Raw genomic sequence first — 22699 nt, 5'->3', positions numbered from 1 at the left:
GTCCGCTCCTTGATAAGTATATTTCTTTCTCTTTAAAAAATGGTATAATAAATCTATGGCTATAAGAAAACAACATAAAAAAGGAACTAAAAAGAGACGTTCCACAAAGGCAGAGATTGAAAAGCAAAGAGCCATCAAACGAATGATTTTTTCATTCTTACTAGCTCTTGTTTTGATTTTTGCCGCGATTCGACTAGGGATATTTGGGATTACAGCATATAATGTTATTCGTTTTATGGTAGGTAGTTTGGCTTACCTTTTTATTCTTGCTGTTTTTTGCTACCTATTTTGTTTTAAATGGTTACGAAAACAAGAAGGTTTGATTGCTGGTTTTATCATTTTTTTCATGGGGTTACTGATTGAATGGCATGCTTATTTATTTACCTCTCCTAATCTTAAAAATCATGAGGTTTTCACTTACACAACTCGATTGATTACTCAAGATCTCTTGGGATTTAAAGTGCAAAACTTCCTTGGTGGTGGTATGCTTGGTGCTTTAATCTATAAACCAGTATCGTTCCTTTTTTCTAATATTGGGTCTTTCTTTATCGGTGCCTTAATTATTCTGCTAGGAATCTTCCTAATGACACCATGGGATGTTTACGATGTTAGTCATTATGTTAAAGCTCTTTGGCAAAGCTTTGCTGATCAGCAAAGACGTCGACGGGAAGAACACTTTGTCAAACGTGAAGAGGCCAAAGCATTAGCTGTGCAAGCACAATTAGAACAAGAAGCCTTAGAAGCTCAAATGTCCCTCAATCAAAATATTGACTTGGAGACGGGAGAGATTTTGGAAGGAACAGGTCCAGAGGTGGTTCTAGGAGCAGATGATTTTTCAAATCTTAGACAAGCTGAGCCAGAAATTGTAGCATACCAATCCCATCTTGATGAAGAAGTAATTGATTTTCCGCTTGAGGATTTAGAGGCTGACTACCTCTCAGGGGAAAATACAAGGACAGCTATCCCTGCCCAAGAGCTAGAAACAGATAGACTGGATGATGAACCGATCGAAGTAGATTTCACGCCAAAAACAAATTTACTTTACAAGCTGCCGACAATTGATTTGTTTGAACCCGATAAACCTAAAGATCAATCAAAAGAAAAGAATTTGGTACGTAAGAATATTAGGGTTTTAGAAGATACCTTCCGAAGTTTTGGTATTGATGTTAAGGTTGAGCGAGCAGAGATTGGACCATCAGTAACCAAGTATGAAATTAAACCAGCTGTTGGAGTCCGTGTTAATCGCATCTCTAACTTGGCAGACGACTTAGCCTTAGCCTTGGCAGCTAAGGATGTCAGAATAGAGGCACCTATTCCAGGAAAATCTCTGGTTGGTATTGAAGTCCCGAATTCTGAAATTGCGACTGTTTCTTTTCGTGAGCTATGGGAACAATCTAATAGTTCAGTTGAAAAACTTTTGGAAGTCCCGCTCGGAAAAGCTATTAATGGTATGGCACGTAGTTTTGATTTAACTAGGATGCCCCACTTATTAGTGGCCGGTTCGACAGGATCAGGGAAGTCTGTGGCTGTTAATGGTATTATTTCTAGTATTTTGATGAAAGCCAGACCTGATCAAGTTAAATTTTTAATGGTTGATCCTAAGATGGTCGAATTATCTGTTTATAATGACATTCCTCATCTCCTTATTCCAGTTGTAACTAATCCTCGTAAGGCCAGCAAAGCCCTGCAGAAGGTTGTTGATGAGATGGAAAATCGTTATGAACTCTTCAGTAAGGTGGGTGTCCGAAATATAGCTGGTTACAATGCCAAGGTTGAAGCATTTAACAGCCAGTCTGAAGAGAAACAAATTCCTCTACCTTTAATTGTTGTTATCGTTGATGAACTAGCTGACTTGATGATGGTTGCCAGCAAAGAAGTAGAGGATGCTATCATTCGCTTGGGGCAAAAGGCACGTGCTGCTGGTATTCATATGATCTTAGCTACGCAGAGGCCATCTGTTGATGTCATCTCCGGTTTGATTAAAGCTAATGTTCCATCACGGATTGCATTTGCTGTTTCGTCTGGAACAGATAGTCGAACTATTTTAGATGAAAATGGTGCTGAAAAACTTTTGGGACGAGGAGATATGCTCTTTAAACCGATTGATGAGAATCATCCCGTTAGATTACAAGGTTCCTTCATTTCAGATGATGATGTTGAACGTATTGTGTCATTTATTAAGGAGCAAGCCGACGCTGATTATGATGATTCCTTTGATCCAGGTGAAGTTACTGAAGCAGATATGGCGACTGGCTCTGGTGATTCTAGTGAAGGAGACCCCCTCTTTGAAGAAGCAAAAGCCTTAGTTCTTGAGACTCAAAAAGCCTCTGCTTCGATGATTCAACGACGTCTATCAGTTGGTTTTAATCGAGCAACTCGCTTGATGGACGAATTAGAAGAAGCCGGGGTTATTGGACCAGCAGAAGGAACCAAACCAAGAAAGGTTTTGCAAACACAATGATGCAATAAAACTCGTGTCCTTAGTAAGGTCTATCTTACATAAAAAGCTTTGTCTCAAATTGACAAAGCCTTTTATTTTGTGAAAATCACTATTACAAGTATTAAATACCCAAAGAAAGTCATGAGGAAGCCGATTCGCCAAAAGAGTTTAATAAAACGTGAATAGGTAAAACGCTGACTTCTAATGACTAATGTTAAAGTGATAATGATTGCTAGTAGTGATAATATAATCAGGTAATAAGGTAAAAAATTGTTATTAAAGAATTTTCCCGAAACAATAGCGATCTCTAAGGCAAAAAGTAGAAAGGCTAAATCAGGAAACTTTAAACCGTACCGACTAAGTTTAAAAAAAGTTACTAAAATCTGTGAGACAAGGGGTGTCAGAACAATAAAAAGCAATGCAATTAATTTGTATGTTATCATAGCATTATTTTAACCTTTAAACGATAACTTGTAAATAAATGTTCTTAAAATTTCTGAATAGAAATGGCAATTCAAAAAGTAAATCAAGTGGTCACTAAGGGTTTTTATTAGAAATTGACCCTGAAATATGGTACATTAGAAGCATAGAAAGAAGAAAGGAAGTTTATTATGAAACAGTTACATACATTCCCAGTTCCAGAACTGCTTACAGAGACTCAACCTTTTATTTCCATCAGCTTTGCTTTAGATGACTATTCTGCTTATTCCGAGAAGGATAGTCTCAAACTTGAAAACTATCTCAAGGAAGCAGAGAACGCAGTCCAAGATTTAGGTTCTTCATGGCAAAAACAAATTGAAGTTGTGCGTAAAGCTGAAAGGGAACTTTTAACTGCTACAAAAAGTCTTCTTTTATATATAAATGAGGAACAGGTCTTTTATTATCATCTTAATATTCCAGTTAACGATCAAATGCTTTTTGGAGATGGCCCTAATATAGCTCCTCTTATCAAACATTACCAATTTAATAGCGATTACCATCTTTTAGTTTTGAACCAAGATAGTGCTCATGTCTTCGAAGTTAGCCAAGATTCTATTCGAGAAGTAAAAGAAGATGAGTGGCCTCTTCAACTGACTGAAGTTCTAGGTCATGAAAAAGATGGAGGACAATTAAGTCATTCTGGTTCAGCTGCAAAAGGCGGACCTGGTCAGCCGGGATTTCATGGGCATAATGAAACTAGTGCTGAAAAAGAGATTGATCGAGAAAACTTTTTCCGAGCTGTCGATAATCATTTAATGGAGACCTTTGGTCAAGAGTCGCGCCCATTAATTTTGTATAGTTTGTCAGAGAACCAAGCAACTTTCCGCTCAATCAGTAAATATTTACCGCTAATGGATACGGGAATTGAACTATCAGGTGCTAAAGTATCTATAGAGGAAATTGCAGAGCGAGCTTCCGAGTTTATTGCTGGCTACCGCAGTCAAACTTTAACCTCGTTAAGTAAGCGATTTGTGGAAACTAAGCCAGAATACCGTGTTAATGATCAGTTGGACGAAATCAAAACTCTGGCACGCGAAAATCGAATTGATGAATTAATTATCGTTGAGGACAGAGTTCTTTCAACAGAGAGTGAGATGGACAAACGATTTACTATAAAAGATATTGTCCTAGCAACCTACCAAGCTAAAGGAAAAGTTTATATTTTGGATTCAGATCAATTAGAAGGAGATTTTGGCATTAGTGCTCGTCTCCGATATTAAAGTGAAGAATGAGAGGTAAATTCACCTCTCATTCTTTAAATTTTATAGAGATTTGAGTTGCTTTTTTTAAAAAACATTGTATAATAGTAAGGTATGCTATATGCATAACTGTGGGAGGTAAAAATCTTAGTTACCGCCAAAACCACAACAGGAGGATTTTTAAAATGGCTAAAAAAGTCGAAAAACTTGTAAAACTTCAAATCCCTGCTGGTAAAGCTACACCAGCTCCACCAGTTGGACCAGCACTAGGTCAAGCAGGTATCAACATCATGGGATTCACTAAGGAATTTAACGCTCGTACAGCTGACCAAGCAGGTATGATCATCCCAGTTGTTATCTCAGTTTATGAAGACAAATCATTTGATTTCATTACTAAAACACCCCCAGCTGCAGTTCTTTTGAAAAAAGCTGCCGGTGTTGAAAAAGGATCAGGCACACCTAACAAAACAAAAGTTGCAACAGTTACTCGTGCACAAGTGCAAGAAATTGCTGAAACTAAAATGCCAGATTTAAACGCAGCAAACGTTGAGTCAGCAATGCGTATGATCGAAGGTACTGCTCGTTCAATGGGATTCACTATCACTGACTAATCAGTTTTGAACCCTATTACCCGCAAGACTTCATCATAATTTGATGAGTGACGTGGGAGATTTTAAATCAAATCGATATGACCACATTACAAGGAGAATTTTAAAATGGCTAAAAAAAGCAAACAAATGCGTGCAGCACTTGAAAAAGTTGATAGCACAAAAGCATACAGCGTAGAAGAAGCTGTAGCATTAATTAAAGAAACTAACTTTGCAAAATTTGACGCATCAGTTGAAGTTGCATATAACTTAAACATTGACGTTCGTAAAGCAGACCAACAAATCCGTGGCGCAATGGTATTGCCAAATGGAACTGGTAAAACACAACGTGTACTTGTATTTGCGCGTGGTGCTAAAGCTGAAGAAGCAAAAGCTGCCGGAGCAGACTTCGTTGGTGAAGATGACTTAGTAGCTAAAATTAATGGCGGATGGCTTGATTTTGATGTTGTTATCGCAACACCAGATATGATGGCTATCGTAGGTCGTCTTGGACGTGTCCTTGGACCTCGTAACTTGATGCCAAACCCTAAAACTGGTACTGTAACTATGGATGTTACTAAAGCAGTTGAAGAGTCTAAAGGTGGAAAGATTACTTATCGTGCTGATAAAGCTGGTAACGTACAAGCTATCATCGGTAAAGTATCATTCGATGCTGATAAATTAGTTGAGAACTTCAAAGCATTTAACGATGTAATGGTAAAAGCTAAACCTTCAACAGCGAAAGGGACTTACATGACAAATGTGTCAATTACTTCAACACAGGGTGTTGGTATTAAAGTTGACCCATCAACAATGTAATAAAGGAGCTATCTGCGGATAGCTTTTTTTTTGTTAAAAAATGGAACTCTTAAAAGAACTTTAATAAATCGAAAAGTTAATAAAGAAGTTTCTTATTAAAAAATTGTAGCTGTCCTTAATTTATCTGATAGGAAAATTTCTATTAACTCAAAAATATACATTGGAAGCAGCAAGCCATTATATGAAGCAACCCCACCTATCTATTTGCAAGCTTTTTGTTTTACTTTTTGACTGTCAATTGACTGCCTTAGGTAGTTCCGATTTAAAAAATTAGCGGAGCTTATGTAATATCATATTGATTTAAAACCAGTCCTTCATCCGTTTTGGTGTCACTGAGTAGAGTTATAAGATTTTCATAAACGTTAAATTTTATCTTAGACCTTATTGTATTCAACTATCAAATTCAATGGTTTTATGGTAGAATAATAAAGGACAAAATAAGGAGATAATCATTGTGAAACCTAAATATCAACGTATTTTAATAAAATTATCTGGTGAAGCTTTAGCAGGAGATAAAGGTGTCGGGATAGATATTCCGACCGTACAAGAAATTGCCAAAGAAATTTCAGAAGTGCATGCTTCTGGTGTGCAAATTGCACTCGTCATCGGTGGTGGTAATTTATGGCGAGGAGAACCTGCAGCTGAAGCAGGGATGGATCGTGTGCAAGCTGATTACACAGGTATGTTAGGCACGGTTATGAATGCCTTAGTTATGGCAGATAGTTTACAACATTATGGAGTAGACACTCGAGTTCAAACAGCTATTCCAATGCAAAATGTTGCTGAATCCTATATCCGAGGTCGCGCATTGCGTCATCTTGAAAAAGGACGTATTGTTGTCTTTGGTGCAGGGATTGGATCACCTTATTTTTCAACAGATACAACAGCTGCTCTACGTGCCGCTGAAATTGAGGCGGATGCCATTTTGATGGCAAAAAATGGTGTTGATGGTGTCTACAATGCAGATCCTAAAAAAGATGCGAATGCAGTTAAATTCGATGAATTGACTCATGGTGAAGTTATCAAACGAGGTCTTAAAATTATGGATGCTACTGCATCAACTTTATCAATGGACAATGACATTGATTTGGTTGTCTTTAATATGAACGAAGCAGGTAACATCAAACGAGTTGTTTTTGGTGAACACATCGGAACAACAGTATCAAATAAAATTATCGATTAAAGAAGAATAGAAAGAGGAATAAAATATGGCAAATGCTATTATTGACAAAGCAAATCAACGATTTGAACAATCATTTCAATCTTTATCACGTGAATACGCAAGTATCCGTGCCGGTCGTGCGAATGCAAGTTTGTTAGACCGTATTCAAGTAGATTATTATGGGGCACCGACACCTCTAAATCAACTATCATCTATCACAGTGCCAGAAGCACGTGTTTTATTGATTTCCCCATTTGACAAAAACTCTATCAAAGATATTGAACGAGCAATCAACGCTTCTGATTTAGGTATTACTCCAGCAAACGATGGCTCTGTTATCCGCTTAGTAATTCCCGCTTTAACGGAAGAAACACGTAAAAATCTTGCTAAAGAAGTTAAAAAAGTTGGTGAAAATCAAAAAGTAGCTATTCGTAACATCCGTCGTGATGCTATGGATGAAGCTAAAAAACAAGAAAAAGATAAAGAAATTTCTGAAGATGAATTAAAAACATTGGAAAAAGATATTCAAAAAGCAACCGATGATGCAATTAAGCATATTGATGCTATGACAGCTGAAAAAGAAAAGGAACTCTTATCTGTTTAAGGAGATTTGTCGTTCCTTTCATAGAGAAGTAGAATAAGAAGGAGGTAGGCAAAGATTTCAGAAACTCTGTTTTGAAGGTCTGCCTACCTTTTTAAGAAAGAAAATAAAAATGAATGAATTATTAGCAACACAACTAACAGGTTTAATCCGTGAAGAAAATGACCAGTCTTACTTTGTTCAAAAGGACGGCTTTATTTTCAATCTATCTAAAGAAGAAGGTTCTCACGCTATTGGTGACATGGTCACTGGTTTTGCCTACCTTGATCAAAAACAGAAACTTCGCTTAACCACTAAAGACATCAAATCAACACGACATCAGTATGGTTGGGGTGAAGTTGTTGATGTCCGACGAGACTTAGGTGTTTTTGTTGATACTGGCATTCCAGATAAGGAAATTGTGGTTTCTTTAGATCTTCTTCCTGAATTGAAAGAATTGTGGCCCAAAAAGGGAGACCGTCTCTATATTAAGTTAGAAGTCGATAAAAAAGATCGTATCTGGGGGATACCTGCTGAACCAGAAGTGTTTCAAAAGATGGCTGACCCTGCTTATAATAATATGCAAAACCAAAACTGGCCTGCCATTGTTTATCGTCTAAAAATGTCTGGAACCTTTGTCTATCTGCCTGAAAACAACATGTTGGGCTATATTCATCCTAGTGAACGCTACAATGAACCCCGATTAGGTCAGGTCTTAGACGCGCGTGTTATCGGTTTTAGAGATATTGACAGAACCTTGAACCTATCTATTAAACCGAGATCATTTGAAATGTTAGAAAATGATGCACAAATGATTCTGACATACTTAGAATCCAATGGTGGCTTCATGACTCTTAACGATAAATCATCACCTGAGGACATCAAGACAACCTTCGGGATTTCAAAAGGTCAATTTAAAAAAGCCCTAGGAACACTGATGAAAGCAAAGCGTATTAAACAAGATGCTAGTGGAACGGAGTTACTCTAAAACAAGGATAATAAAAGCTTTGCCAGAGGCAAAGTTTTTTGCTACAATGAGACCATTAGATTTGTGATAGGAGTGCAGTGATGGAAAGAGCTATTTTTGCAGGTGGATGTTTTTGGTGTATGGTAGAACCTTTTGAAGAACACCCAGGAGTTATTTCAGTCCTCAGTGGTTATACTGGTGGTCGTACTGTTAATCCTACTTACGAAGAGGTTTGTAGTGGGAAAACAGGTCATACAGAAGCTGTTGAAATCATTTTTGACCCTGAAAAAATCAGTTATTCAGAATTAGTGCAGCTCTATTGGCAACAGACAGATCCGACAGACGCTTTTGGTCAATTTGAAGATCGAGGTGATAATTATCGCCCAGTTATTTATTATTTTGATGCTAGGCAAAAGGAAATAGCAGAGCTGTCCAAGGAACAATTGCAAGCTTCTGGCCATTTTACGAAACCTATTGTGACCACAATAGAGAAGGCACAGCCTTTTTACCCAGCAGAGGACTATCATCAAGCTTTCTATAGGAAGAATCCAGGACGCTATGCCCAAAGTAGTAGACGAAGACATGAATTTTTAAAGGAGAATTGGTAGTGAGAAAATCGTTTTATAATTGGTTAATGACTCAGCGGGATTCTAAGTCAAATGATCCAGTAGCCATTTTAGCAGATTTGGTATTTGAAGATACTACGTTTCCAAAACATAGCGATGATTTTGATGTCATTAGTCGTTACTTAGAAGATCAAGCAGTATTTTCCTTTAATTTAGGCTATTTTGATCAAATTTGGGAAGATTATTTGGCACATTAATGAAGATTATAATTGTGAGCTTTACGATAGAGTAAAGCTCTTTTTGTACACTTTGTCTAAAATTGTTTAAAGTCCAGCCTTTTTGGCGGTTTTCATTGGCAGAACTCAGAATTTAAGAGTAGAATGAAGGTGTTTAAAAGAAGTAACATAAAAGGAGGACTCTATATGTATTACAGTAGTGGAAATTTTGAAGCCTTTGCTAGACCACGCAAACCTAAAAAGGTGGATGGCAAGTCAGCTTATATTATTGGTTCAGGCTTAGCAGGCTTAGCAGCGGCAGTATTTCTCATTCGTGATGGTCAAATGGCTGGTGATCATATTCACATCTTAGAGGAGCTTCCACTTTCTGGGGGTTCGTTAGATGGTATTAAGCGTCCCGATATCGGTTTTGTAACACGTGGTGGACGTGAAATGGAAAACCATTTTGAATGTATGTGGGATATGTACCGTTCTATTCCCTCGTTAGAAGTTCCTGATGCTTCCTATTTGGATGAATTTTACTGGCTAGATAAGGATGATCCTAATTCATCTAATTGTCGTTTGATTCATAAGAGAGGAAATCGTGTTCCTGATGATGGTCAGTATACTTTAGGTAAACATTCTAAAGAATTGATTACACTAGTAATGACAAAAGAAGAAGACCTGGGAACAAAAACGATTGAAGATGTTTTCTCAGAGGAATTCTTTAAGAGCAATTTCTGGGTATATTGGGCAACTATGTTTGCCTTTGAAAAATGGCATTCTGCAGTCGAAATGCGCCGTTATGCGATGCGCTTTATTCATCATATAGATGGTTTACCAGACTTCACATCCTTGAAATTCAATAAATACAATCAATATGATTCAATGGTAAAACCTATTATTGCTTATTTAGAATCACATGGTGTTGATATTCAGTTCGATACCAAAGTTAATAATATCAGAGTTGATATTAAACCTGATAAGAAAGTAGCTAAAGAGCTCTTGTTGAGTACCTCTGGACAATCTAAAAAAATTAGCTTAACAGAGGATGATTTAGTCTTTGTAACCAATGGTTCTATCACAGAAAGTACCAACTATGGAAGTCATCATACCGTTGCAAAACCGAACAAAGACTTAGGTGGTTCTTGGAATCTTTGGGAAAATTTAGCAGCTCAATCAGATGAATTTGGCCATCCAAAAGTCTTCTATAAAGACTTACCTGCTGAATCTTGGTTTGTGTCAGCAACAGCAACTATAAAAAATCCTGCCCTTGAGCCTTATATTGAGCGTTTGACACATAGAGATTTACATGATGGTAAAATTAATTCTGGCGGTATTATCACCATTACTGATTCTAATTGGATGATGAGCTTTGCTATTCACCGACAACCTCATTTTAAAGAACAAAAAGAGAATGAGACAGCAGTATGGATCTATGGATTGTATTCAAATATAAAGGGAAACTATATTCAAAAACCTATTGAAGAGTGTACAGGACAAGAAATTACTGAGGAACTTTTATATCATCTCGGTGTTCCTGAAAATAAAATCCATGATTTAGCAAATCAAGAAAGTGTCAATACTGTACCAGTTTATATGCCTTATATCACAAGTTATTTCATGCCTCGTGTAAAAGGAGATCGGCCTAAGGTTATTCCTGATGGTTCTGTCAATTTAGCCTTTATTGGTAATTTTGCAGAATCTCCAAGTCGTGATACTGTCTTCACAACTGAGTATTCAATTCGTACAGCAATGGAAGCAGTTTATATGTTCTTAGATATTGAACGAGGGATCCCAGAAGTTTTCAATTCAACCTATGATATCCGAGAATTGTTGAAAGCAATGTATTACCTCAATGACAAAAAAGCTATTGAAGATATGGACTTACCTATTCCACAAATGATTAGAAAAGTGGGCCTTAAGAAGATTAAAGGAACTTTTCTAGAAGAATTATTGGAAGAAGCCCATTTGTTATAAAAAATATTAATCCTAAAGAACTCTTGAACATTTTTCAAGGGTTCTTTAATTATTTTGAACTGTGATTCCTTTACAATTCTCCTTTTTCATCAGCATGTCAACAAGATATTTCCCCCTTTAATTTTATTTTTTGTTATAATGAGACTATAATATGTAAGAAAAGGAAGATACATTTGCAAGAATATTCAGCAGAGATTGCTTTAAATCATCCTGATGATGTTTTATCGCTTTTTGGTAGCAATGAGCGCCATTTAAAATTAATTGAAAATCATTTAGAAATTATTATCCATGCGCGGACTGAGCGTGTCCAGATAGTCGGTGATGATCAAGAAGCGGTTGAATTAGCTCGCTTAACGATTCAAGCCTTGCTAGTTCTTGTAAATAGAGGAATGATAGTTAATACTTCTGATGTTGTTACTGCTTTGTCAATGGCAGAAAAAGGAACTATTGACAAATTTGTGGCTTTATATGAAGAAGAAATTATCAAGGATAACAACGGTAAACCAATCCGTGTGAAGACACTTGGTCAAAAAGTTTATGTCGAAAGTCTTAATAAGCATGATGTTGTTTTTGGAGTTGGTCCCGCTGGAACCGGGAAAACTTTCTTAGCCGTTACGCTTGCTGTTAAGGCATTGAAACGAGGTCAGGTCAAACGTATTATCCTAACTCGCCCTGCTGTTGAAGCAGGTGAAAGCCTAGGTTTCTTACCAGGCGATTTGAAAGAAAAAGTGGACCCTTACCTGAGACCTGTCTATGATGCTCTTTATCAGATTTTAGGGAAAGAACAGACAAGTCGGATGATGGAAAGAGAAATCATTGAGATTGCTCCGCTTGCTTATATGCGTGGTAGGACTCTAGATGACGCTTTTGTTATTTTGGATGAAGCCCAAAACACTACTATTATGCAAATGAAGATGTTTCTAACTCGCCTAGGCTTTAATTCTAAAATGATTGTTAATGGTGATACTAGCCAAATTGACTTGCCTAAAAATGTTAAGTCTGGTTTGATTGATGCTAGTCAAAAGTTACGCCATATCCGAGCCATTGATTTTGTGTATTTTTCAGCGTCAGATGTGGTACGACACCCAGTTGTTGCGGATATTATTCAAGCCTATGAAAGCGAAGCCAGTGTCGAACTTCAGGCTAGCGTTAGCAATTCTCAAAAGGAAAGTAAAGATCATACCAATCAAGAATCTGGCTTGACTTCTTATGAGGTAATCGAGGAGTTGCCTGAAAAACCACTTGACAAATAAAACAAGCTCTTCTTTGGAAGGGCTTTTTGTGAAAGGAAAACTATGTCGGATTATATTAAGTATATTAGGTCAAAAGTTGGTCAAGATTCAATCTTACTTCCTTTTGCAGCAGGTATTTTAGAAGATCAGTATGGAAGAATCTTACTTCAAAAACGGGCTGATACGGGAAATTGGGGGGTTCCTGGGGGCTGTATGGAATTAGGAGAATCCTCTCTTGATACAGTGATTCGAGAATTTTTTGAAGAGACTGGCATTCAAGTTGAAGCTTTGAAATTACTTAATGTCTATACTAATTTTGAAACCTTATTCCCAAATGGAGATCGTGCGCAGACAGTTGGTATAGTTTATAAACTCAGAGCCATTGCACCTTATGATATCAACGGTGTTACAAATGAGGAAACTTTAGAATTAGCATTTTTCTCAGAAGAAAGGATCAAAGATATTCTGCTAGTAAATGAGCAGCATCAGCAGATAATAGAAGAATATTTTTCAGGTAACTATAAACTTGGACATTAAGATTATAAATGAAAGGAACGTTTTTATGGATAAGATTTTTAAGGCTATTATGGATGATACAGATAATCAAAAATATACTGAAAAAGGAATCGAACCTCTTTATTCTGCACCGAAGAATGCTAAGATAGTAATTGTGGGACAAGCACCAGGCATAGTCGCTCAGGAGACCAAGCTTTTTTGGAATGACCGCAGTGGGTTAAAGCTCAGACAATGGTTAGGAGTAGATGAGGAAACGTTTTATCATTCTGGAAAGTTTGCTATTTTGCCCATGGATTTTTATTACCCCGGTAAAGGTAAGGGTGGAGATTTGCCTCCCCGTAAGTACTTTGCTCAGAAGTGGCACCAGCCATTGCTTGATCTTTTACCAAACGTTGAACTAGTCATTTTAGTAGGACAGTATGCTCAAGCCTACTATTTAGGAAAGACAAAAAAGGAAAATCTGACAGAAACCGTCAAAGCATATCAAGATTACTTACCAAGATTTTTCCCTTTAGTTCATCCTTCTCCACGAAACCAGCTTTGGTTAAAGAGGAATCCTTGGTTTGAAGAAGAAGTAGTACCTGTCCTTCAAGAAAAAGTCGCTAACCTCCTTAAATAGAGAACCTCTTTGAGACTGTCATAGTGATGATATTCCCATTTTCAACTTTCTTATGGTATAATGAAATGATAAAAGCAATTGAAAGAAGAATCTATGTATATCGAGATGATTGACGAAACGGGACTTGTTTCGCAAGAGATTATGGAGCAAACAAAAGATTTGCTTAACTTTGCCGCTAAAAAAACTGGTAAAGCTGAAAAAGAAATGTCTGTTACCTTCGTTACTAATGAACGAAGTCACGAGCTCAACTTGGAATATCGTGATACAGATCGTCCTACTGATGTTATTTCTTTAGAATATAAACCTGAGAGACCCATTCTTTTTGACGAAAGTGATCTAGAAGATAATCCAGACTTGGCAGAAATGCTGGCAGAATTTGACGCATATATTGGGGAGCTTTTTATTTCGATAGATAAGGCTAGAGAACAAGCACAAGAGTATGGTCACTCCTTTGAAAGAGAAATGGGCTTTCTTGCTGTCCATGGATTTTTACACATTACTGGTTACGACCACTACACGCCAGAAGAAGAAAAAGAAATGTTCACACTACAGGAAGAGATTTTGACTGCTTATGGCCTTACAAGACAATAAATCCCAACGTAAATGGAAAAATAGAACTGTCACCTCTAGCTTAGAGTTTGCTTTAACAGGAATAGTGACAGCAATTAAAGAAGAACGTAATTTAAAAAGTCACTTGCTATCTGCCTTAATAGCGACAACTGCTGGTATCTTCTTTGACATTTCAGCAACTGAGTGGTTATTCCTTTTTCTAGCGATTTTTTTAGTCATTGCCTTAGAAATTGTTAACTCTGCTGTAGAAAACGTCGTGGATTTGGCCAGTGAATATCACTTTTCTATGTTGGCCAAAAAAGCTAAAGATATGTCAGCAGGGGCTGTTTTAGTCATGTCCCTATATGCTGTCATCACCGGACTCATTATTTTTGCCCCCAAGCTATGGGCACTTATTTTTTAATTATCAGAAAACGGAGAAAATATGTCATTTAAATCAGGTTTTGTTGCTATCCTCGGCCGACCAAATGTCGGAAAATCGACCTTTTTAAACCATGTTATGGGCCAAAAAATTGCCATTATGAGTGATAAGGCGCAGACTACACGTAACAAAATTATGGGTATCTATACAACCGAGCAAGAACAAATTGTTTTCATAGATACTCCAGGAATTCACAAACCTAAAACAGCTTTAGGCGACTTCATGGTCGAGTCTGCATACAGTACCTTAAGAGAAGTCGATACCGTTCTCTTTATGGTTCCAGCAGACGAAAAGCGAGGAAAGGGCGACGAGATGATTATGGAACGTCTCAAAAATGCCAAGATTCCCGTTATTCTAGTTATTAATAAAATCGACAAAGTCCATCCAGATCAACTCTTAGAACAAATTGACGACTTTAGAAGTCAAATGGATTTCAAAGAAATTGTTCCAATCTCAGCTTTAGAAGGCAACAATATTCCAACCCTCATGTCCTTATTAACAGACAACCTAGAAGAGGGCTTCCAATATTTCCCAGCTGATCAAATAACAGATCACCCAGAACGCTTCTTGGTCTCAGAAATGATCCGTGAAAAAGTGTTACACTTAACACAACAGGAAATCCCTCATTCAGTCGCAGTAGTAATAGAATCCATGAAGCGTGATGAGGATACCGACAAAGTTCATATCCGTGCAACCATTATGGTTGAACGTGACAGCCAAAAAGGCATCATCATCGGTAAACAAGGAGCTATGCTCAAGAAAATCGGCAAAATGGCTCGCCGTGACATCGAACTTATGTTAGGTGACAAAGTCTACCTAGAAACATGGGTTAAAGTCAAAAAGAATTGGCGCGACAAAAAACTAGACCTAGCCGACTTTGGTTATAATCAAAAAGAATACTGATATTGTAATTCGAAATGCAACACTTAGTTGTCGCATTAAAAGTCTCTTGGTTAAAATTTGAAAAAAGAAAATACCTTTAAGTCAAGTTGGCTTAAAGGTATTTTTATATAAGGAGTAAAGATGGAAAAAGATTATATCTCTTTTATGCGGTCAAAAGTTGGTCATGATAAAGTCATCATGACCTTTGCAGGTGGTATTTTAGAAAATGAACAAGGACAGATATTACTCCAATTAAGGGGAGATAAAAAAACATGGGCAATACCAGGCGGGGCCATGGAATTAGGTGAAAGCACTGTGGATACTTGTCAAAGAGAATTTTTTGAAGAGACTGGCATTCCAATTGAGGCGACACGTTTCCTCAACGTCTACAGCAATTTTACCGAAGTCTACCCCAATGGCGATCAAGTCCAAACAGTTGTCTTTTTGTATGAAGTTAAAGCAAAGTCGAGTATAGAAATTACCGATTTTAGTAACGAAGAGACTCTAAAATTAAAATTCTTTTCAAAAAATGACATTGACTCTCTAGTTAATATATCAGACAAACATAGACTAATGTTAAAGGAATACTTTAACAACACTTTTAAATTAGGGTGGTAAAAATAAAGTGAAGCACAGCTAGTAGGCTGTGCTTTTTATGTTGAAATTTTTGTCTTATAGTCAAAAAAATAGATTCATGATAAAATAGTTTTTACTCATTTAAATGACAAAAAGCTAATTTTATTAAATTTTTGCGAATTTATAGTTAAGGGGGTAACAAATCATATAAGGAGGAAAAATAATGAAAAATCAAAAAATAAAGAGTTTAATAGTTTTAGCTAGTATATTTATTTCAACATCAAGTGTATTTGCTGGAACAAGACAAGTTGGCCAACTATCACATTTTCGAATTACACCTAATTTTACTGGAACAGGCTACCTACAGAAAATGAATGATAGTTATTATGTTGTTAACTTGTCATCGAAGAATCCACAAATAAGAGTGAAGCATTATCTTGCAAATTCGCAAGGAAATAGAAGAAGTGATGTTGATTTGACCTGGACTGGTCAAAGAGGTGTTTATACTAATGGTGCCAAGAGAAACTATATTTATAATTTAAACTTAGCTAGAGAAAACTTCTGGGATAAAGGCTTTTTTATAGATGGTAGTTGGTCTCCAGATTCAAAATGAACCTAATTAAAAAATAATTAAACTTGTTTGTTATTCCCACTATTGAAGGAGACAATATGATTTCAATTAAATTATTACCTTATAAAAAATGGTACCTTTTTACTATTTTGGTTTTTCTGTTATTAATTTATCACCAATCTGTTCTTCACGTTTTATTTTTTGATACAAATGCGAATGATTTAGTTCAATCAAATGGAGAAAGCATAAAATTGAAGTATTTAAAGGGTTTGCTTTCTTTGAATAATACCCTTTTTGAGTATAATTTTTACCAAGCTTTTTTGTTCCCCTTGTTAATTATTTTTATTGGAAACGCTTATAATTATCTTAAAAATAGGTATTGTCGCTATTATTTGGGTAGGACACAATACTATTATCTCACACTAAAAAAATTAAAGATTATTTTAGCGGTACTAAGTATTTTTATTTTTACAATTATTTTAGCCTTTATCATTACTGTATCTAAAGGAGTTGGCAGATTTGATTTAAGTGGAACTGAATATTATTTTAATAACAATTCTATTCTTTCGTTTTTTGGAACAAATACCACTAATTATCTGATTTATTATTTTTTAGTGAAATCTTCTGCACTTTTAGCAGAGTCATTCTTAATATTTTATATTATTGATTATTTTAATTATTTTACAAAATCAGCACTAGTTTATCTTCTATTTATGTGGGGAACTGCACCAATTTTATATAGCTTTCTTCCCTTTTACTTAGTTCCAATGACTCATATTATGATGACATCTTATGGGGATATTACTATCTGGCAAGTTTTTGCTTCATATTTACCATGTGCTATCGTCTTTTTAGTCATAAAATTTAAAAATTCATATGAAATTATATAAACTTACCTATTACATCACAAAATTTATTATTACATTATTTATTTCTTATCTTTTGTTGACGCACTATAACGAGATTTCGCATTCAGAAATTTCTAGTTTAGTCGCCTTTCAATTAATTAATCCATTTCTTTCTATAAATGGTCAACAGCTTAGCTTTCTTAAATTAATTATGATTTTAGGTTTATCTTTTACAAGTTTTTTAACAACATATGCATTTATGGCTGAATTATCTATTGGTGTAAAGACTATGATTAGAGCTCATTGTAATAATCATTTAAAGTTTCAGATTTCTATTTATAGAGTCATAACGAGTTTGTATTTAAAGGAATTTATTCTTCAAGTAATTTGTATATATAGTATTTCGTCGATATTATTACAGGATATAGAACAGGTCATAAACTTAACATTCTTATTATTGACGTGGTTTTTTGTAGATAGTATTTGTTATTTTTTTATTACATATTATATTTCAAATAATGTTCTCGTATTAATAGCAATTTGTATAGAAATTCTGATTCGGTTTATCCTATTCAAGCAGATAGCTATTTTATTATTTGTTGTTTTGCTTCACCTATTATTGAATGCATACTGGAGGTATCAATTTGCTAGAAATTAAAAACGGTATTGTACGAAAAGGACAAATGACAATATTAAACCATATTAATTTGGTATTTTCGAATCATCATGTCTATGGATTAGTAGGTATAAATGGTTCAGGGAAAACAATGATTTTAAAAGCATTAGCCGGTTTTTGTCGGCTAAGTAAAGGAGAAGTTCGTCAAAATGGAAAAATTCTTGGAAGAGGAAATGCAACAATTAGTGATGCAGGCTTAGTACTTGGAAATCAAGATTTTATTAGCCATTTGACTCTTGAAGAGAACTTGAATCTGATTAAAAAAATATGCCCAAACAGTCAGTGTATTGATTTAGACTATTGGATAGATCTCTATCAAATCAAAAAATTTAAGAATACGCTTTATAAACATTTGTCCCTAGGAACTCGAAAGAAAATGCTTCTTATTCAAGCTTTTATGGATAACCCTAAACTATTAATTCTAGATGAACCAATGAATGCACTTGACATCAAAAGTGTTGATATTACTAAAGAACTCATCAGAAAGCATAAAGAAAAAGGGTTTGTCATAATGACTTCTCATTATGAAAGTGACATAGCTGATTTATGTGACACTATTTTTCATGTGCAGGAAGGGAAAATAGTTTCGGAAGAATATTAAATATTTATCTTTTCATAACAAAAAATGTTTAGTAGGTATCCTAATGGTGAGTGGGGATATGTTGTAACGAAAGGTAATTTTGAAGTAACAAAGGATGTAATTGTAAATGGCTGGATTTCGTCACTTGGTGGAGGGTATTTTAATCCTGGGTATAAAGGGGAATATTATGAAAATAACAAAAAATGATCTGTTGATGGATGTGACAAATTTAATAATTAATCCTGCTGTTAAAGAAGAGGAAAGACGAATATTAATTACATATAAAAATAATATTGAAGAATCTCCACATTTAGAAAATAATATTATGAATTTATCAAATGAACTAAGACTATTAGCTGTAAAAAATATATCTTCAAAAGAAAAAATGATTATAGCTGTTAATGAGTTTTATAAAAAAATATGTTCCTATAATGAATTAAATAAAAATATTGCTCGTGGATTAGGGTTCTACGGAATAATGAGGTAGAAAGTTGATGAAACTAAAAGGTTTACTACCGTTTAGCTTGACAACAATCTTATTAGTTGTTTTTGGAAATTTATAAAAAATGGATTCTTGGACAAATATGAAATTAATTCTAAGTGCTGTTACGTTTGAATTAGTCTGTTTTATCTTGTCCAGACCTAAAGAAAATGGCTATCTTTCATTTATGGTTATTAGCAGATATTTCTATTTTACAAAAATCAGGCAAGTCATCATTAAATGGGACTTGCTTTTTTCATTTCTCAGCACTCCTTTTATCGTGTTATAATAGATGTAATGATGTCATTTAGGAATTAGCCGAACTTAATCCTGTAATGATTAGAATCAATGTATAAAGAAAAAATGTTGTCATTTTAATTTTCACATAATAAAAAAATGACTTGAACAAGGAGGAATCATGCCTGAGTTACCTGAGGTTGAGACAGTTCGTCGTGGCTTGGAAAAATTAGTTATTGGGAAAGTGGTTGCATCGGTTACTGTAAAAGTACCTAAGATGATTGTTTCCAATTCTGAAACTTTTGCTAGCGATTTGATTGGGCAAGAAATTCTTTCCATTGGTCGTCGTGGCAAGTATCTGATTTTCAATTTTAGCGATTTAGTGATGATTTCTCATTTGCGCATGGAGGGGAAATACTTGCTTTTTGAAGATGGTATTCCGGAAAATAAGCATTTTCATTTCTTTTTTCATTTTACAGACGGGTCAACTTTGGTTTATCAAGATGTACGTAAATTCGGTACCTTGGAACTGCTAGCTCGGGATGGGCTTGATTTGTACTTCAGTCAGAGGAAGCTTGGACCTGAGCCGACGAAAAATGAATTTAAGCTAAAGGCCTTTGAGGCTGCTCTGCGATTATCCAAAAAACCAATCAAACCCTTACTTTTGGAACAGAAATTAGTGGTTGGATTGGGCAATATCTATGTGGATGAGGTTCTTTGGGCGGCAAAAGTGCATCCCTTGCGACTGGCTTCAAATTTGAAGAAGGTTGAAATGAAAAGGATTCACGATCAGACCATTGTTATTTTGAATTTTGCTGTTAACAAGGGTGGTTCGACCATTCGAACGTATCAAAATACTCTAGGGATGAATGGGTCGATGCAGGATTATTTACAGGTTTATGGTCAAAATGGCAGACCTTGTCCTCGTTGTGGAACAGTTATTGAGAAAATTAAAGTTGGAGGGAGAGGGACACATTTTTGTCCCAAGTGTCAAAAACTATGACAATTATTGGTATAACGGGTGGTATTGCTTCGGGTAAGTCTACTTTGGTTGAACAGGTACGCTTGGCAGGTTACAAAGTTCTTGATGCGGATCAAATTGTTCACACTTTGCAGGAAAAAGGTGGGCGTTTGTATAATGCTCTTGTGAAAACTTTTGGTCCTGAGATTCTTACTGAAGATGAACGATTGGATCGACCGAAGCTTTCAGAAATGATTTTTTCAAGTCAAGAAAATCGGGAACTATCTGCTAACATTCAAAATCAGATTATTCATGAAGAATTGGAAAAAGCGAAGGATACTTTAGTAGTCTCTGAGGATGTTTTTTTTATGGACATTCCTTTGCTCATTGAATTGGGGTATCAGAACTGGTTTGATACGATTTGGTTGGTTTACGTCCCTAAAGATATCCAAATTGCTCGATTAATGGCTCGAAATCACTATTCTCGAGACGAAGCCCTTCAGCGTTTAGCGAGTCAAATGCCTTTAGAGGAGAAAAGAGCTTTTGCGGATAAGATTTTTGATAATAGTGGGAGTGTTGAAGATTTAAAAAGACAGGTATCCGATGCTCTTAGAAAGTTAATTTAGTAGGATTTTTCTTTAATCAATAAGTTCTTGAATAGCTACAAGTAGGGGAGAACTTCACTTTTGGATTTGGTGAGATAGTAGTTGCTGTTTTTATTATGCTAATTTAGATTATTCTATTAGTGGGATTAAGTAAATTAATCTTAATTAGTACAAGTGAAATAGTTTTTAGCGCAATCAGTCTTTTTGAAATAAAGTCATCTATGTACAGACTTTTATAGCTATGTAAAAGGTATTTGGTACGAAGTGCCTAAAAAAAGATTTAAGCTATTTTATGTTATAATTGGAATTGTAAGAAGTTACTATGGTCTTTAAATGTTTTGAAGTGGAGAAAGAGGTTGACATGGCAACACTAACAATTGCAAAAGGGAAAACCCCTATTGAATTTCAACTAAATATGTTAAATCGGCACGGTCTGATTGCCGGAGCAACTGGTACAGGAAAAACAGTCACTTTAAAAGTTTTAGCGGAGCAATTAAGTTTGGCAGGAGTTCCTGTTTTTCTTGCTGACATTAAAGGTGATTTAAGTAATCTAGCTAAAGCTGGACAAGTCAATGATAAATTACAAAGAAGACTAGATAAACTTGGGATTGGGAATTATCAATCGCAAGCTTTTCCAGTACGTCTATGGGATATTTATGGTGAGAAAGGTCTGCCTGTTCGGACAACAATTTCTGAAATGGGACCTTTGATGTTAGCTCGTCTTATGAATCTGAATGATACACAAACGGGTGTATTGAATATTATTTTTAAAATTGCAGATGATCGTGGATGGTTATTGATAGACTTAAAGGATTTGCAAGCTATCTTAAAAGAAGTAGCGGATCATACTAGTAATTATTCAGGGAAATATGGTAATATTGCAAAACAATCAGTTGGTGCTATTCAACGTCAATTATTGACTTTGGAGCAAGAAGGAGCAAATCTGTTCTTTGGTGAGCCTGCCTTAGATTTAGCTGATTTTATTCAGTTAGATGTAGCAAGTGGTCAAGGAGCTATTAATATTCTTAACGCCACTAAACTTTTTAATTCTCCAATTCTTTATACTACTTTCTTACTATGGATGCTTTCTGAACTTTATGAGTTACTTCCCGAGGTAGGTGATCTTGAAAAACCAAAGATGGTCTTTTTCTTTGATGAAGCACATTTACTTTTCAAAGATGCTCCAAAGATTTTTTTAGATAAAGTTGAACAAATTGTACGTCTCATTCGTTCAAAAGGTGTTGGGATTTTCTTTGTGACACAAAATCCTTTGGATTTGCCAGAGACAATACTAGCTCAGCTTGGGAATCGCATTCAGCATGCGCTTCGTGCCTATACACCAAAAGAACAAAAAGCAGTTCGAGTTGCTGCCGATACTTTTAGGCAGAATCCAGAATTAGATGTGGCAACTGTGATTACAGAGCTAGAAGTTGGAGAAGCACTTATTTCAGCTCTTAATGAAAAAGGGCAACCAAGTATCGTTGAACGTGCATATATTATGCCACCTAAAAGTAGTTTTGATTTGATGTCAGATGATGAATTGGTGAACTTAAATCAAACTTCTCCATATCAAAACAAGTATGCTCACAGTATAGATCGAGAGTCAGCTTATGAAAAATTGGCAGAAAAAGTGTTAGGTGAAGAAGCAGCTGCAAAAGAAGCGGAGCTAGCAAAGGAGCGAGAAAAGGTTGCCAAGGAAGCGGCTAAACAACAAGCTGAGGCTGATCGTGCTGCGCGGCGGTCTGTTGGTCGACCGCGTAAGTCAGTGGTAGAAAAGGCTACCGATGCATTTATTAGTACTACTGTAAGGACTATTGGTCGTGAATTAGTAAGGGGGCTATTGGGTTCTCTTAGAAGGTAATGGATTCATTCTCAGCAAATTTTTTTCTTTTTTAAATTATGTTATAATGGTCCAAGTAGATTTTGGAA

The 22699-nt window shown here is 35.7% G+C and carries 25 protein-coding genes and 1 pseudogene; 25 read left to right on the top strand and 1 reads right to left on the bottom strand.

All coding sequences use genetic code 11. From position 1 onward, the window contains the following. The first annotated feature begins 55 nt into the window (after positions 1-55). Positions 56-2461, top strand: coding sequence for a DNA translocase FtsK (locus DQM45_RS07240; RefSeq protein ID WP_003084255.1), 2406 nt, complete (start codon positions 56-58; stop codon positions 2459-2461). 71 nt (positions 2462-2532) lie between these two features. Here the strand turns inward: DQM45_RS07240 and DQM45_RS07235 are convergent, their stop codons facing one another. Further along, entirely contained in the window at positions 2533-2883 is a 351-nt protein-coding gene (locus tag DQM45_RS07235; RefSeq protein ID WP_003085768.1) for a DUF3397 domain-containing protein, read from the bottom strand. Between the two features lie 168 nt (positions 2884-3051). On the opposite strand from DQM45_RS07235, the gene DQM45_RS07230 reads away from it, so the two are divergent. The 24 genes and pseudogenes from DQM45_RS07230 (at position 3052) to DQM45_RS07115 (ending at position 22631) form a co-directional block, all read left to right on the top strand. After that, positions 3052-4140, top strand: a complete 1089-nt coding sequence (locus tag DQM45_RS07230) for a baeRF6 domain-containing protein (RefSeq protein ID WP_003082976.1) — start codon at positions 3052-3054, stop codon at positions 4138-4140. Between the two features lie 164 nt (positions 4141-4304). Beyond that, complete coding sequence (rplK, locus tag DQM45_RS07225; protein WP_003085047.1) at positions 4305-4730, top strand: 50S ribosomal protein L11; 426 nt, start codon at positions 4305-4307, stop codon at positions 4728-4730. A 105-nt stretch (positions 4731-4835) separates the two neighbouring features. Then, positions 4836-5525 carry a 50S ribosomal protein L1 gene (rplA, locus tag DQM45_RS07220; RefSeq protein WP_003082715.1) on the top strand — a complete coding sequence of 230 codons (690 nt, stop codon included), beginning with the start codon at positions 4836-4838 and terminating at the stop codon, positions 5523-5525. Positions 5526-5979: 454 nt separating this feature from the next. Next, the gene (gene pyrH / locus DQM45_RS07215) at positions 5980-6708 is read left to right on the top strand and encodes a UMP kinase (protein ID WP_003085747.1); all 729 of its coding nucleotides are present in this window, start codon (positions 5980-5982) and stop codon (positions 6706-6708) included. A gap of 25 nt (positions 6709-6733) precedes the next feature. Next, on the top strand, positions 6734-7291 hold the full coding sequence (frr, locus tag DQM45_RS07210; protein ID WP_003084215.1) for a ribosome recycling factor: 558 nt from the start codon (positions 6734-6736) through the stop codon (positions 7289-7291). Between the two features lie 109 nt (positions 7292-7400). Next, complete coding sequence (locus DQM45_RS07205; protein ID WP_003085427.1) at positions 7401-8255, top strand: CvfB family protein; 855 nt, start codon at positions 7401-7403, stop codon at positions 8253-8255. 80 nt (positions 8256-8335) lie between these two features. Then, entirely contained in the window at positions 8336-8842 is a 507-nt protein-coding gene (msrA, locus tag DQM45_RS07200; RefSeq protein ID WP_003082990.1) for a peptide-methionine (S)-S-oxide reductase MsrA, read from the top strand. Then, positions 8842-9057 carry a YozE family protein gene (locus tag DQM45_RS07195; RefSeq protein WP_003084007.1) on the top strand — a complete coding sequence of 72 codons (216 nt, stop codon included), beginning with the start codon at positions 8842-8844 and terminating at the stop codon, positions 9055-9057. Before msrA ends, DQM45_RS07195 begins: the two co-directional genes overlap by 1 nt. A gap of 165 nt (positions 9058-9222) precedes the next feature. Further along, positions 9223-10995: an oleate hydratase gene (locus DQM45_RS07190; RefSeq protein WP_003084758.1), complete on the top strand. Its 1773-nt coding sequence runs from the start codon at positions 9223-9225 to the stop codon at positions 10993-10995. A gap of 173 nt (positions 10996-11168) precedes the next feature. Further along, complete coding sequence (locus tag DQM45_RS07185; protein ID WP_003083228.1) at positions 11169-12248, top strand: PhoH family protein; 1080 nt, start codon at positions 11169-11171, stop codon at positions 12246-12248. 42 nt (positions 12249-12290) lie between these two features. Continuing rightward, the gene (locus DQM45_RS07180) at positions 12291-12764 is read left to right on the top strand and encodes an NUDIX hydrolase (protein WP_003085072.1); all 474 of its coding nucleotides are present in this window, start codon (positions 12291-12293) and stop codon (positions 12762-12764) included. A 25-nt stretch (positions 12765-12789) separates the two neighbouring features. After that, complete coding sequence (locus tag DQM45_RS07175; protein WP_003085605.1) at positions 12790-13362, top strand: uracil-DNA glycosylase family protein; 573 nt, start codon at positions 12790-12792, stop codon at positions 13360-13362. A 93-nt stretch (positions 13363-13455) separates the two neighbouring features. Continuing rightward, positions 13456-13953 carry an rRNA maturation RNase YbeY gene (ybeY, locus tag DQM45_RS07170; RefSeq protein ID WP_003083967.1) on the top strand — a complete coding sequence of 166 codons (498 nt, stop codon included), beginning with the start codon at positions 13456-13458 and terminating at the stop codon, positions 13951-13953. Next, positions 13934-14335, top strand: a complete 402-nt coding sequence (locus DQM45_RS07165) for a diacylglycerol kinase family protein (RefSeq protein ID WP_003086108.1) — start codon at positions 13934-13936, stop codon at positions 14333-14335. Before ybeY ends, DQM45_RS07165 begins: the two co-directional genes overlap by 20 nt. A 21-nt stretch (positions 14336-14356) precedes the next feature. Then, positions 14357-15256: a GTPase Era gene (gene era / locus DQM45_RS07160; protein ID WP_003082670.1), complete on the top strand. Its 900-nt coding sequence runs from the start codon at positions 14357-14359 to the stop codon at positions 15254-15256. Positions 15257-15376: 120 nt separating this feature from the next. Then, positions 15377-15853 carry an NUDIX hydrolase gene (locus DQM45_RS07155; protein WP_003084654.1) on the top strand — a complete coding sequence of 159 codons (477 nt, stop codon included), beginning with the start codon at positions 15377-15379 and terminating at the stop codon, positions 15851-15853. Between the two features lie 181 nt (positions 15854-16034). Beyond that, entirely contained in the window at positions 16035-16424 is a 390-nt protein-coding gene (locus tag DQM45_RS07150; protein ID WP_003083159.1) for a hypothetical protein, read from the top strand. A gap of 56 nt (positions 16425-16480) precedes the next feature. Continuing rightward, a complete protein-coding gene (locus DQM45_RS07145; RefSeq protein ID WP_003084912.1) occupies positions 16481-17272 on the top strand; it encodes a hypothetical protein in 792 nt (263 codons plus the stop codon). Between the two features lie 602 nt (positions 17273-17874). After that, on the top strand, positions 17875-18507 hold the full coding sequence (locus DQM45_RS07135; protein WP_003084472.1) for an ABC transporter ATP-binding protein: 633 nt from the start codon (positions 17875-17877) through the stop codon (positions 18505-18507). A 33-nt stretch (positions 18508-18540) separates the two neighbouring features. After that, a pseudogene (locus DQM45_RS10340) lies at positions 18541-18693 on the top strand (garvicin Q family class II bacteriocin); the annotation flags it as partial. Beyond that, positions 18674-18973 carry a bacteriocin immunity protein gene (locus tag DQM45_RS07130; protein WP_003084370.1) on the top strand — a complete coding sequence of 100 codons (300 nt, stop codon included), beginning with the start codon at positions 18674-18676 and terminating at the stop codon, positions 18971-18973. The pseudogene DQM45_RS10340 and the gene DQM45_RS07130, both read left to right, overlap by 20 nt. A gap of 412 nt (positions 18974-19385) precedes the next feature. Then, a complete protein-coding gene (gene mutM / locus DQM45_RS07125; RefSeq protein WP_003082807.1) occupies positions 19386-20207 on the top strand; it encodes a DNA-formamidopyrimidine glycosylase in 822 nt (273 codons plus the stop codon). Further along, positions 20204-20791, top strand: a complete 588-nt coding sequence (gene coaE / locus DQM45_RS07120) for a dephospho-CoA kinase (protein WP_039984898.1) — start codon at positions 20204-20206, stop codon at positions 20789-20791. The genes mutM and coaE overlap by 4 nt, the downstream gene beginning before the upstream one ends. Before the next feature lie 340 nt (positions 20792-21131). Then, positions 21132-22631: a helicase HerA-like domain-containing protein gene (locus DQM45_RS07115; protein WP_039984897.1), complete on the top strand. Its 1500-nt coding sequence runs from the start codon at positions 21132-21134 to the stop codon at positions 22629-22631. Positions 22632-22699 lie beyond the last annotated feature (68 nt).

The sequence above is a fragment of the Streptococcus porcinus genome (assembly GCF_900475415.1).
Classification (GTDB): Bacteria; Bacillota; Bacilli; order Lactobacillales; family Streptococcaceae; genus Streptococcus; species Streptococcus porcinus.
The sequence above is the reverse complement of the archived record's forward strand: the minus strand, read 5'-3'. Positions and strand labels throughout refer to the sequence as shown.

Coding starts and splice junctions, on each gene's coding strand:
- msrA (WP_003082990.1), top strand. CDS start 8,336: ATGGAAAGAGCTATTTTTGCAGGTGGATGTTTTTGGTGTATGGTAGAA.
- DQM45_RS07235 (WP_003085768.1), bottom strand. CDS start 2,883: ATGATAACATACAAATTAATTGCATTGCTTTTTATTGTTCTGACACCC.
- era (WP_003082670.1), top strand. CDS start 14,357: ATGTCATTTAAATCAGGTTTTGTTGCTATCCTCGGCCGACCAAATGTC.
- DQM45_RS07165 (WP_003086108.1), top strand. CDS start 13,934: ATGGCCTTACAAGACAATAAATCCCAACGTAAATGGAAAAATAGAACT.
- rplA (WP_003082715.1), top strand. CDS start 4,836: ATGGCTAAAAAAAGCAAACAAATGCGTGCAGCACTTGAAAAAGTTGAT.
- DQM45_RS07115 (WP_039984897.1), top strand. CDS start 21,132: ATGGCAACACTAACAATTGCAAAAGGGAAAACCCCTATTGAATTTCAA.
- mutM (WP_003082807.1), top strand. CDS start 19,386: ATGCCTGAGTTACCTGAGGTTGAGACAGTTCGTCGTGGCTTGGAAAAA.
- DQM45_RS07130 (WP_003084370.1), top strand. CDS start 18,674: ATGAAAATAACAAAAAATGATCTGTTGATGGATGTGACAAATTTAATA.
- DQM45_RS07150 (WP_003083159.1), top strand. CDS start 16,035: ATGAAAAATCAAAAAATAAAGAGTTTAATAGTTTTAGCTAGTATATTT.
- coaE (WP_039984898.1), top strand. CDS start 20,204: ATGACAATTATTGGTATAACGGGTGGTATTGCTTCGGGTAAGTCTACT.
- DQM45_RS07145 (WP_003084912.1), top strand. CDS start 16,481: ATGATTTCAATTAAATTATTACCTTATAAAAAATGGTACCTTTTTACT.
- DQM45_RS07240 (WP_003084255.1), top strand. CDS start 56: ATGGCTATAAGAAAACAACATAAAAAAGGAACTAAAAAGAGACGTTCC.
- DQM45_RS07155 (WP_003084654.1), top strand. CDS start 15,377: ATGGAAAAAGATTATATCTCTTTTATGCGGTCAAAAGTTGGTCATGAT.
- DQM45_RS07230 (WP_003082976.1), top strand. CDS start 3,052: ATGAAACAGTTACATACATTCCCAGTTCCAGAACTGCTTACAGAGACT.
- DQM45_RS07175 (WP_003085605.1), top strand. CDS start 12,790: ATGGATAAGATTTTTAAGGCTATTATGGATGATACAGATAATCAAAAA.
- ybeY (WP_003083967.1), top strand. CDS start 13,456: ATGTATATCGAGATGATTGACGAAACGGGACTTGTTTCGCAAGAGATT.
- rplK (WP_003085047.1), top strand. CDS start 4,305: ATGGCTAAAAAAGTCGAAAAACTTGTAAAACTTCAAATCCCTGCTGGT.
- DQM45_RS07180 (WP_003085072.1), top strand. CDS start 12,291: ATGTCGGATTATATTAAGTATATTAGGTCAAAAGTTGGTCAAGATTCA.
- frr (WP_003084215.1), top strand. CDS start 6,734: ATGGCAAATGCTATTATTGACAAAGCAAATCAACGATTTGAACAATCA.
- DQM45_RS07190 (WP_003084758.1), top strand. CDS start 9,223: ATGTATTACAGTAGTGGAAATTTTGAAGCCTTTGCTAGACCACGCAAA.
- DQM45_RS07205 (WP_003085427.1), top strand. CDS start 7,401: ATGAATGAATTATTAGCAACACAACTAACAGGTTTAATCCGTGAAGAA.